This is a genomic window from Actinosynnema sp. NPDC023658, from assembly GCF_040639995.1.
Classification (GTDB): domain Bacteria; phylum Actinomycetota; class Actinomycetes; order Mycobacteriales; family Pseudonocardiaceae; genus Actinosynnema.
This window is the reverse complement of record NZ_JBFAAX010000193.1, coordinates 1-10218: the sequence shown is the minus strand read 5'-3', so window position 1 is coordinate 10218 and position 10218 is coordinate 1. Positions and strand designations below refer to the sequence as shown.

The 10218-nt window shown below is 72.9% G+C and carries 12 protein-coding genes; 8 read left to right on the top strand and 4 right to left on the bottom strand.

All coding sequences use genetic code 11. The features are described 5' to 3' along the window. A partial coding sequence (locus tag AB0G02_RS20250) for a LysR family transcriptional regulator (protein ID WP_360796561.1) occupies positions 1-138 on the bottom strand: 138 nt, incomplete at its 3' end. Between the two features lie 70 nt (positions 139-208). Between AB0G02_RS20250 and AB0G02_RS20245 the strand changes: the two genes are divergently transcribed. The 4 genes from AB0G02_RS20245 (at position 209) to AB0G02_RS20230 (ending at position 4498) form a co-directional block, all read left to right on the top strand. Further along, positions 209-1093: a DMT family transporter gene (locus tag AB0G02_RS20245; RefSeq protein WP_360796558.1), complete on the top strand. Its 885-nt coding sequence runs from the start codon at positions 209-211 to the stop codon at positions 1091-1093. Continuing rightward, complete coding sequence (locus AB0G02_RS20240; RefSeq protein WP_360796555.1) at positions 1090-1929, top strand: alpha/beta hydrolase; 840 nt, start codon at positions 1090-1092, stop codon at positions 1927-1929. The genes AB0G02_RS20245 and AB0G02_RS20240 overlap by 4 nt, the downstream gene beginning before the upstream one ends. Positions 1930-2033: 104 nt before the next feature. Continuing rightward, a complete protein-coding gene (locus AB0G02_RS20235; protein WP_360796551.1) occupies positions 2034-3695 on the top strand; it encodes a discoidin domain-containing protein in 1662 nt (553 codons plus the stop codon). A 35-nt stretch (positions 3696-3730) separates the two neighbouring features. Further along, positions 3731-4498: an SDR family NAD(P)-dependent oxidoreductase gene (locus AB0G02_RS20230; protein ID WP_360796548.1), complete on the top strand. Its 768-nt coding sequence runs from the start codon at positions 3731-3733 to the stop codon at positions 4496-4498. Here the strand turns inward: AB0G02_RS20230 and AB0G02_RS20225 are convergent. Beyond that, on the bottom strand, positions 4485-4844 hold the full coding sequence (locus tag AB0G02_RS20225) for a hypothetical protein (protein WP_360796545.1): 360 nt from the start codon (positions 4842-4844) through the stop codon (positions 4485-4487). The genes AB0G02_RS20230 and AB0G02_RS20225 overlap by 14 nt on opposite strands. Positions 4845-4904: 60 nt before the next feature. On the opposite strand from AB0G02_RS20225, the gene AB0G02_RS20220 reads away from it, so the two are divergent. After that, the gene (locus AB0G02_RS20220) at positions 4905-5717 is read left to right on the top strand and encodes a TIGR02569 family protein (protein WP_360796542.1); all 813 of its coding nucleotides are present in this window, start codon (positions 4905-4907) and stop codon (positions 5715-5717) included. Here AB0G02_RS20220 and AB0G02_RS20215 read toward each other — a convergent pair. Next, on the bottom strand, positions 5692-6615 hold the full coding sequence (locus AB0G02_RS20215; RefSeq protein WP_360796539.1) for an SDR family NAD(P)-dependent oxidoreductase: 924 nt from the start codon (positions 6613-6615) through the stop codon (positions 5692-5694). The genes AB0G02_RS20220 and AB0G02_RS20215 overlap by 26 nt on opposite strands. Before the next feature lie 115 nt (positions 6616-6730). On the opposite strand from AB0G02_RS20215, the gene AB0G02_RS20210 reads away from it, so the two are divergent. After that, positions 6731-7270, top strand: a complete 540-nt coding sequence (locus AB0G02_RS20210) for a TetR/AcrR family transcriptional regulator (protein WP_360796536.1) — start codon at positions 6731-6733, stop codon at positions 7268-7270. Here AB0G02_RS20210 and AB0G02_RS20205 read toward each other — a convergent pair. Continuing rightward, complete coding sequence (locus AB0G02_RS20205; RefSeq protein WP_360796532.1) at positions 7258-8760, bottom strand: NAD(P)/FAD-dependent oxidoreductase; 1503 nt, start codon at positions 8758-8760, stop codon at positions 7258-7260. The two genes, AB0G02_RS20210 and AB0G02_RS20205, sit on opposite strands and share 13 nt — an antisense overlap. On the opposite strand from AB0G02_RS20205, the gene AB0G02_RS20200 reads away from it, so the two are divergent. Continuing rightward, complete coding sequence (locus AB0G02_RS20200; RefSeq protein ID WP_360796529.1) at positions 8759-9832, top strand: AraC family transcriptional regulator; 1074 nt, start codon at positions 8759-8761, stop codon at positions 9830-9832. The genes AB0G02_RS20205 and AB0G02_RS20200 overlap by 2 nt on opposite strands. Before the next feature lie 123 nt (positions 9833-9955). Beyond that, on the top strand, positions 9956-10218 hold a 263-nt coding region (locus AB0G02_RS20195), incomplete at its 3' end, for an SDR family NAD(P)-dependent oxidoreductase (RefSeq protein ID WP_360796526.1).

Genomic DNA, 10218 nt, shown 5'->3' with positions numbered 1-10218 from the left:
GCCGAGGGTGCGTTCGAGCGCGGCGACGGCGTGCGACACGGCGGACTGGGTGATGCCCAGCGCCTCGGCGGCCGTGCCGAAGCCGCCCTCGTCCACGACGGCGAGGAACGCGCGGAGCTGCGCGAAGTTCAGGGCCATGAACAACTCTCATGCCTAGGCGTTGATCACTTGTTGGACTCATCATGCCAGGTCCAGTGATCCTCGCCCGGTGCAGACCACGGGGAAGTTCGTGCTGCTGTCCGCCATCTGGGGCAGCAGCTTCGCGTTGATCAAGGTGGCGGTGGACGCCGGCGTGCCCCCGGTGTGGGTGGCGACGGCACGCTGCCTGTTCGGCGCGCTCGCGCTGTGGGCGACGTGCCTGGCGCAGGGCGTGGCCGTGCCGCGGGACCGGCGCACGTGGGGTCACGCGGCGGTGGTCGCGGCGCTGCTGAACGCGGTGCCGTTCACGCTGCTCGCGCACGGTGAGACGCTGATCGGCTCGGTGCCGGCGGGGATCTTCAACGCCGCCACGCCGCTGGCCACGCTGGTGTTCGTGCTGCTGGTCGTGCCGGACGAGCGGGTCACGCGGGCCCAGGTCGGCGGGCTGGTGGTCGGCTTCGCGGGTGTGCTGGTGGTGCTGGGCGCGTGGCAGGGGATGGCGGGTGACGTCGTCGGGGGCGGCCTGGCCTGCCTGGCCGCGATCACCTGCTACGGCGCGGGCTTCGCCTACACCCGCCGGTTCTTCTCCGGCGGCGACCACAGCGCGAGCGCGTTGTCGGCGGTGCAGATCACCTGCGCGACGCTCCAGCTGGCCGTGGTCGCGCCCGTGGCGGGCGGGCTGCCGTCGTGGCCGGGGACGTCGGCCGCGGTGGCGCTGGTGGTGCTCGGCGTGGCGGGCACCGGGCTGGCGTACGTGCTGAACCTCGACGTGATCCGCGCGGCCGGGCCCGCGGTGGCGTCCACGGTCACCTTCGTGACGCCGCTGTGGTCCACGGCGATCGGCGTGGTGCTGCTCGGTGAGCCCATCGGGTGGAACACCCTGGTCGGGGGCGCGATCGTGATCGGCGGCGTGCTGCTGGCCCGGTCACGGCCGGGTGTGAGGATCCGGGCATGAACGCGGTCTTCGTCTTCGTGCACGGTTCCAACGCCAACTCGTTCCACTTCTCGCCCCTGCTGCGCGAGCTGACCCTCCTCGGCCACCGCGCGCTCGCCGTCGACCTGCCCGGGCACGGCTTCGACGCCACGTTCCCGGCGGCCTACCAGGCACCGCAGGACGCGGCGGCCCTGGCCACCGCACCGGCCGCGCTCCGTGGCGCGAGCCACGCCGACAACGTCGAGCACGTGATCGACGTCGTGCGCCGGGCGGGCGAGCACGGTCCGGTGGTGCTGGTCGGCCACAGCCGGGGCGGGATGACCGTGACCGGCGTGGCGAACGCGGTCCCGGAGCTGCTGCACCGGGTCGTGTACCTGACCGCGTGGTGCTGCGTCGACCTGACCTCGGGCGGGTACACGCGGGAGCCCGAGTGGGCGCCGAGCGCGCTCAACGACCTCGGCACCGGCCTGCTCGCAGGCGGCCCGGCCGAGCTGGGCGTGCTGCGGATGAACTGGCGCACCGGCGACCCGGCCCTGCTGGCGACGCTGAAGACCGCGGTCCTGGCCGACGGCACGGAGGCGGAGTTCCTCGCCGCGCTCAACACCCTGGAGCCGGACGAGAGCCTGGACGGCGGCGAGGACCGGGTCGACCCGGTCGCCTGGGCCCGCCTGCCGCACACCTACGTCCGCGTGACCGGCGACCGGTCCATCCCGATCGGGTTGCAGGACCGGTTCATCCGCGAGGCCGACGCGCTGCTGCCGGACAACCCGTTCGACGTGCGCACGCTCGACACCAGCCACCTCGGGGTCCTGGTCCGCCCGCGCGAGACCGCGGCGCTGCTGGCCGGGCTGGTCTGACCGCACGTCCCGGTCCCTCACCGGAATCCCGGTTTGTCAAATTATTGCGTGGTGCTGCTCACTTCTTGCATGCTGATGCCGTCCCTCCAACGAAGGAGCGTGCGGTGCCCCTGTCACGCAGGACATTCCTCGGGTCGGCCCTGGCCGCCTCCGCCTTGGCCACCACGTCCAGCCCGGCGAGCGCGGCGAGCCCGCCGGGCGACGTGGTCGGCAAGATCACCGTCGGCTACCAGGGCTGGTTCGCGGCCCAGGGCGACAACTCGCCCCTCAACGGCTGGTGGCACTGGAGCAACAACTGGGGTCAGCCGCCGTCGCCGTCCAACCACGCGCTCATGGCGTGGCCGGACATGACCGACTACCCGACCAAGTACCCGACGGCGTTCGCCAACCTCGGCGACGGCCGGCCGGCGACCCTCTTCTCGAACTACGACTACTCGACCGTGGACGTGCACTTCCGGTGGATGCGCGAGTACGGCTGCGACACCGCCGCGCTCCAGCGGTTCAACCCCACCGGCGGCGAGGGTCCGATCCGCGACGCCGTCACCGCCCACGTCCGGCGGGCCGCCGAGGCGCACGGCGTGAAGTTCTACGTCATGTACGACGTCACGAACTGGACGAACATGCAGTCGGAGATCAAGGCCGACTGGACGAACAAGATGCGGGCGTACACCTCCTCCCCCATGTACGCGCGGCAGAACGGCAAGCCGGTCGTGTGCGTCTGGGGCTTCGGCTTCAACGACCCGGGCCGCCCGTTCACCCCGCAGCAGTGCCAGGACGTCGTCGACTGGTTCAAGGGCCAGGGCGTGTACCTCATCGGCGGCGTGCCGACGCACTGGCGGCGCGAGGTCGAGGACTCTCGGCCCGGGTTCGGCGGCGTCTACCGCAGCTTCCACATGATCTCGCCGTGGATGGTCGGCCGGATCGGGAGCGTGGCCGACGCCGACAACTTCTACGCCAACGTGAACTCGCCGGACCAGGCCGAGTGCAACCGGCTGGGCATCGACTACCAGCCGTGCGTGCTGCCCGGCGACCTGTCCCGCCGGCACCGCGCGCACGGCGACTTCATGTGGCGGCAGTTCTACAACATGGTCCGCCTGGGCGCGCAGGGCATCTACATCTCGATGTTCGACGAGTACAACGAGGCCAACCAGATCGCCAAGACGCCCGAGACGCAGGCCGGCATCCCGGTCGGCTCCGGTTTCCTGGCGCTGGACGAGGACGGCACGCGCTGCTCGTCGGACTACTACCTGCGGCTCACCGGCGACGGCGGCCGGATGCTCAAGGGCCAGCTCGCGCTGACCGCCGTGCGCCCGACGAAACCGGTGCTCACCGACACGCCGCCGGTCGAGCGCGACCTGGCGGCGGGCCGGCCGACGACCCAGAGCAGCCAGACCCAGTCCTACAGCAGCAACCTCGCCGTCGACGGCGACCCGAACAGCTACTGGGAGAGCGCGAACAACGCGTTCCCGCAGTGGATCCAGGTCGACCTGGGCGCGGTGGCCGCGCCGCGCCGGATGGTGCTGGCCGTGCCGCCTAACCCGGCGTGGGGCCGTCGCACCCAGACCGTCGCGGTGGAGACGAGCGCGGACGGCTCGGCGTTCACCACGCTGCTCGGCGCGACCGGGTACGTGTTCGACCCGGCCACCGGCAACTCGGTCACCGTCACCCTGCCCGCCGACGCGCGCGCCCGGTACGTGCGGCTGCGGTTCACCGGGAACACCGGGTGGCCGGCCGCGCAGCTGGCCCGCTGGCAGGTCGTCGGCTGAGCGGTTGGGAGCGCTCCCACTGTAGGGTGCCGCGCATGGTGAGCGTTCTGGTGACGGGTTCGTCGGACGGTATCGGTCGGGAGACGGCGGCCACGCTGGCCGCCCTCGGGCACCGGGTGGTGCTGCACGCGCGCAACGCGGCTCGGGCCGAGGAGGCGCTGGCCGCCGTGCCGGACGCGGCCGGCGTGGTGGTCGGTGACCTCTCGTCGCTCGCCCGGACCAGGGAGCTGGCCGCGGCGGTCGCCGCCGAGCCGTTCGACGTGGTCGTGCACAACGCCGGGCTCGGCGGCGGCCTGCCCGAGCGCACCGTCACCGAGGACGGCCTGGAGCTGTTGTTCCAGGTCAACGTCCTCGCGCCGTACGTGCTCACCGCGCTCATGCCCCGGCCCCGGCGGCTGGTCTACCTCACCTCGGGGCTGGAGTCGCAGGGCGTGGCCGACCTCGACGACCTCCAGCACGAGCGCGGGCCGTGGAACGGCATGCAGGCCTACTCGGACTCCAAGCTGCTGGACGTGGTGCTGGCGTTCGCGGTGGCCCGCCGGTGGCCGGACGTGCTGAGCAACGCCGTCGACCCCGGTTGGATCAAGACCAGGATGGGCGGCCCGAACGCCACCGACGAGCTGCCGCAGGGCGCGGACACCCAGGTGTGGCTCGCCACGAGCGACGAGCCCGCCGCCACCGTCACCGGCCGCTACTTCAAGTGGCGCGAGGAGCTGCGCGCCAACCCGGCCGCGTACGACGTGGAGGTGCAGGAACGCCTGCTCGGCGCGTGCGCGGAGATCACCGGCATCACGCTCCCGTGACCAGCGCGTACGCGAACGGCACCACCACGAGCAGCGCGGCGACCACCCGGTAGGGCAGCCGCCGCACCGCCGTGGAGCGGGTGACGGCGTGGTTGAGGCCGACGACGATCGGCAGGAAGACCAGCCACGCCACCACCACGCCGAAGACGATCGGGGTGAAGCCGTCGTCGGTCAGGGTCGGGTCGTACGACACCCAGCCCCACTCCTGGGCGACCGCCGCGCCGAACAGCCACAGGAAGACCATCGGGTAGTAGCCGACCAGGCCCAGGGCGAGGTTCATCGGCACCCCGATGGCCCACCCCGCCCACGCCGGTCCGGCACGACGTGCGGTCACCGCCTGCGTCATGTGTCCCCCTCCGCGGAAAAGACGCCGCGCGCCGCGACCGGGTTGCCTACGATCCCGACCGTGCCCCGACCGCCGCGCACCGCGCTCGCCGCGTTCGGCGCCACCGCGGAGCCCGTGCCGCTGCCGGGCGGCCGGGGTGGGACGTGGCAGGCCGGATCGCTGGTCCTCAAGCCGGTGGACTTCCCGCCGGAGCGGCGCGGGCGGGCCGTCGTGCTCGCCGGGCTGCCGGCGTCGACCGGGTTCCGGGTCGCGCCACCGGTGCGGTCCGCGACCGGCGACTGGGTGGCCGACGGGTGGGAGGCGTGCCGGTTCGTGGCGGGCTCCGCGGACGTCGGCCGACCGGACGACGTGCTGCGGGCCGGGATCGCGTTCCACGAGGCCGTGCGCGACGTGGCCCGGCCCGGGTACCTCGACCTGCGCGACGACCCGTGGTCGACCGGCGACCGCGTCGCTTGGGAGGAACTGCCGGTCGAGGCGAGCCGGCCGGCACTGGACCTGCTGGAACCGCTCGTCGCCGCCCGCCGCCCGGTGGACCTGCCGGCCCAGGTGGTGCACGGCGACCTGCCGGGCAACGTGCTGTTCGCCGAGGGCCTGCCGCCCGCGGTCATCGACTGGCCGCCGTACTGGCGACCGGCGTCGTGGGCGGCGGCGGTCGCGGTCGTGGACTGCCTGTGCTGGTACGACGCGCCGCCGGACCTGGTCGACCGCTGGTCGCACCTGCCGGGGTGGGACCAGGTGCTGCTGCGGGCGTTGATCTACCGGATCGTCACCCACGACCGGGCCACCGGGGACTGGTCACCGGACCAGGTCCGCGCCCACCGGCCCGTCGTCGCCCTGGTCGCCGGGTTCAGCGCCCGAGCGTCCGCTCGGTGACCTGCCACAACCGGCTCGCCGCCTCCGGGTCCAGCGCGTAGCCCGCGACACCGCTGATCACGTTGGTGCCGTCGTTCGGCAGGGCCTCCGCGCAGTCCTCGAAGTACCGCCCGCCGACGCCCTCCAGCAGCGGTGACGTCGCCAGCAGCACCGACGTGGCCGCACCCTGCTCCGGCGTCTTGAGCCGGAAGCCCTCGTCCATGGCCCGCCCCATCAGCTCCTGCATGGCCTGCGGGTCCACGTGCCGCTGGAGGTTGGTCCTGATCCCACCGGGCATCAGGGCGTTCACCGTGATCCCGTCGGCCGCCCAGCGCTTGTTCGCCTCGACCGCGAACAGCACGTTCGCCGTCTTCGACTGGCCGTACGCCGCCCACGGGTCGTAGGGCCGTTCGGTGAAGTGGATGTCGTCGAAGACCACCGGCGACATCAGGTGCGCGCTGGAGCTGACGACCACCACCCGCGCGCCCTCGACGGCCAGGAACCGGTGCAGCCCCGTGGTCAGCGCGAAGTGGCCCAGGTGGTTGGTGGCGAACTGGAGCTCCCAGCCCTCCGGCGTGCGGGTCTCCGGCGAGGCCATCACGCCGGCGTTGTCCACCAGGACGTGCAGCGGCCCCTCCCAGGCGGCCACGAACGCCGCCGCGGACGCCTGGTCGGCCAGGTCCAGCGGCGCGACGCGGACCTTGCCGCCGATCCCGTCGGCCACCCGCTGCCCGGCCGCGGTGTCGCGGACGGCCAGGGTGACCTCCGCGCCCGCCGACGCCAGTGCCCGCGCCGTCTCGACGCCGATGCCGGACGAGCCGCCGGTGACCACCGCGCGGCGGCCGGTCAGGTCGATGCCCGCCACCACCTGCGCGGCGGTGGACTCCGCGTCGAACGGCGTGGTGATGCGCTCGCTCATGTCGTTCCCCGTCCGTGTCGTACACTCAAGCGGAGGTTCCTCCGTTACGTTCGACAGTAACCGGAGGTTCCTCCGCTTAGCATCGAGTCGTGCGTCACACCCGTCTGGAGGCACCGTGTCCCGCCCGCTGCGCGCGGACGCCCAGCGCAACCGCGACCGCCTGGTCGAGACGGCGCTGAACGCGTTCACGAACGAGGGCGCGAACGTCGCGCTGGAGTCCATCGCCAAGCGCGCGGGTGTCGGCATCGGCACGCTCTACCGTCACTTCCCCACCCGCGAGGCGCTGGTGGAGGCGGTCTACCGCACGGAGCTGGCGAAGCTGTGCGACGCCGTGCCGGAGCTGCTGGAGGCGTTGCCGCCGTACGAGGCGACGAGGGCGTGGCTGGACCGGTTCGTCGAGTACATGGCGACCAAGCAGGGCATGGGTGACGCGCTGCGGGCGGTGATCGCGTCGGGCGGCGACCCCTTCGCGCACAGCAAGGAGCTGCTCACCGAGGCGGTGGTCACGCTGCTGCGGGCCGTCGACCGCCCGGACGTGGACCCGATGGACGTGCTGGCCACCATCTCCGGCATCGCGCTGACCAGGGGCGAGCTGGCCGGTTCCGCCGACGGCATGCTCGACCTCGTGGTGAACGGCCTGCGCTACCGGCCCTGACCGGCGGGCGCGGGCCGCCGCACGGCCGAGCGCGGCGTGCCGACGAGTTGCCGGCTCAGGTCGCCGCGCAACGTGGACACCGCGTCCAGCACGTAGTTCTGCCGCACCCGCCACGGACCGCGGTCGCCCTGGCGCGGGAACGCGTCGATGGCGCGCTGGATGTAGCCGGAGGCGAGGTCCAGCAGCGGACGGCGGGCCAGGTCGCGGTCCGGCGTGGGCACGACGGACGCGTAGCCGTGCCGGTCCAGGTGGTTGAGCACCCGGCACACCAGCCGCGAGGTCAGGTCGGCGCGCAACGTCCACGACGCGTTCGTGTAGCCGACGCACACCGCGAAGTTCGGCAGCCCGGTGATCATCGCGCCGCGCCAGATGAACTGCTCCGACAGCTCCACCCGCCGCCCGTCCACGCTCGGCGTGATCCCGCCGAACGCGAGCAGTTGCAGGCCGGTGGCCGTGACCACGACGTCCGCCGCGAGCTCCCGCCCGGACCTCAGCCGCACGCCGTCGGGCGTGAACGCGTCGATGTGGTCGGTGACGACCGACGCGCGGCCCGCGTTGACGGCCTTGAACAGGTCGGCGTCCGGGATCGCGCACAACCGCTGGTCCCACGGGTTGTAGGTGGGCGTGAAGTGCTCCCGGACCGCGCTCTCGTCCTTGAGCACCTTGGTCGACAAGCCGGTCAGCACCTTGCGCGCGGCTTTCGGCCAGCGTCGGCAGAACTGGTAGAACGCGAGCCCGAACAGGATGTTCTTGGCGCGGATCAGCCGGTGGGCCGCGCCCGCGGGCAGCAGTTCGCGGACCTTGTCGGCCAGCTTGTCGCGGCCGGGCACGACGCCGATCCACGTGGGCGAGCGCTGCAGCATCGTGACGTGCGCGGCGGTCTCGGCCATCGACGGCACGAGCGTCACCGCCGTCGCGCCGCTGCCGACGACCACCACCCGCTTGCCCGAGTAATCCAGGTCCTCCGGCCAGAACTGCGGCCGGACGACCTCGCCGCGGAACGACCCGATACCCGGGAACACCGGGTCGTAGCCCTGGTCGTAGTTGTAGTAGCCCGTGCACGAGTAGAGGAAGTCGCAGGTGATCGTGCTCTCGGTGACCGCGCCGCCCTCGTCGCGGCGGGCGATCGTCAGCGTCCAGCGCGCGGTGTCGGTGGAGAAGTCCGCAGCCAGCACCTTGGTCCGGTAGCGGACCAGCCGGTCGAGGCCGAACTCGGCCGCGGTGTCCCGGATGTAGGTCAGGATCGACGGGCCGTCCGCGATCGACTTCGCCTCGCGCCACGGCCGGAACGGGTAGCCGAGGGTGAACATGTCCGAGTCGGACCGGATGCCGGGGTACCGGAAGAGGTCCCACGTCCCGCCCATGACGTCGCGGGCTTCGAGGATCGCGACGGACTTGCCGGGGCACTCGGTGCGCAGCCGGTAGGCCGCGCCGATGCCGGACAGTCCGGCGCCCACGATCACGACGTCGAGGTGCTCGGGAGTGGTCATGGGCTCCAGTGTGCTGGAGCGGCCGGCGCGGTTCTTGACCGGGGACGACAAGTATTTGACCCTGTACGACATGTCGGTGGTCCGGTCGGCGGGGTTGCGCGGGTTCCGGGCGACCGTGGCCGAGCTGGGCGGTCGGGCCGAGGACTACGCCCGCGCGGCGGGGCTGCCGGTGGCCGCGCTGGACGTGGACGACCTGCTGGTGTCCGACCGGGTGGTGGCGGCGGTGCTGGAGATCGCGGCTGACGCGTTGCGCTGCCCGGACCTGGGCCTGCGGGTGGCGGCGCGGCAGGACTTCGGCATGCTCGGCCCGCTGGCGCTGGCCATCCAGAACTCACCGACCGTGGCCGACGCGCTGGAGTGCACGTCGAGGTACCTGTTCGTGCACGCGCGGTCGGTGAGCCTGGCCCTGGTCGACGACCCGTACGGCGGGCCGGACCTCGCCGCGCTGCACTACGGCCCGCCGCCGGGCCTGCCGCTGTCGGTGCAGGCCGTCGACCTCGGCCTCGGGTTCCTGCACCGGTCGATCACCTACCTGCTCGGCGGACCGTACGGGCTGCGGAGCGTGGAGCTGCCGTACACGCCGACCGCGCCCCTGGCCGTGTACGAGGACTTCTTCGGCGTGACCGTCCACACCGGACGTGACGCGCCGTTGCTGCGGATGCCGCGCGCCCTGCTGCACCAGCCGTTGGCGGGCGGTGACGAGCGGGTGTGGCGGCTCGCGCTGGCGTTCCTGGCGGAGCAGGCGGCGGGTGAGGGCACGACGCTGACCGCCCGGGTGCGCGGCCTGCTGACCCGGTCGTTGGGCACGATGCCGCCGGAGGTCGGCGCGGTCGCGCGGCTGGTCGACCTGCACCCGCGCACCGTGCAGCGCCGGTTGGCCGCCGAGGGCACCACGTTCGCCGCCGTGCTGGACGAGGTGCGGCGTGAGGCGGCGAAGCGGTACCTGACCACGACCGACATGCCGATGAGCCAGGTGGCCGGCCTGCTGGGGCTGTCCGAGCAGTCCGCCCTGAGCCGCTGCTGCCGCCGGTGGTGGGGTCTCACGCCGAGCGCCGTGCGTCGCGGCGCCTGACGCGGACGGGTCGGTCGGCGGGCGTGGGTGTCGTGCAAAGTCAAATCTCTGTCGCGTGAAGTCAAGCCGAGCCGCTCACGCCGGGCCAGACTGGAGCCCTCACCGACGTTCCGAGGAGGCCGCATGTCCCAGCTCTCGCGCTACCGGTTCGCGGGCGGCACGGCGGTGGTCACCGGCGCCGCGAGCGGCATGGGTGAACACCTGGCGCACGGCCTGGCCCGGCGCGGCAGCGACCTGGTGCTGGTTGACCGGGACGCCGACCGGCTGGCGGCGGTGGCCGCGCGGATCCGCGGCGTGCGGGTGGAGGCGCTGGTGGCCGACCTGGCCGACATCGCGGGCCTGGACGCCCTCGCGGCCCGCGTGCTGGCCTCGAACCCGCGGATCAC

Bases quoted from the DNA above. Each gene is read 5' to 3' on its own strand.
- AB0G02_RS20230 (WP_360796548.1), top strand. From the start codon at position 3,731: ATGGTGAGCGTTCTGGTGACGGGTTCGTCGGACGGTATCGGTCGGGAG.
- AB0G02_RS20215 (WP_360796539.1), bottom strand. From the start codon at position 6,615: ATGAGCGAGCGCATCACCACGCCGTTCGACGCGGAGTCCACCGCCGCG.
- AB0G02_RS20205 (WP_360796532.1), bottom strand. From the start codon at position 8,760: ATGACCACTCCCGAGCACCTCGACGTCGTGATCGTGGGCGCCGGACTG.
- AB0G02_RS20200 (WP_360796529.1), top strand. From the start codon at position 8,759: ATGGGCTCCAGTGTGCTGGAGCGGCCGGCGCGGTTCTTGACCGGGGAC.
- AB0G02_RS20225 (WP_360796545.1), bottom strand. From the start codon at position 4,844: ATGACGCAGGCGGTGACCGCACGTCGTGCCGGACCGGCGTGGGCGGGG.
- AB0G02_RS20240 (WP_360796555.1), top strand. From the start codon at position 1,090: ATGAACGCGGTCTTCGTCTTCGTGCACGGTTCCAACGCCAACTCGTTC.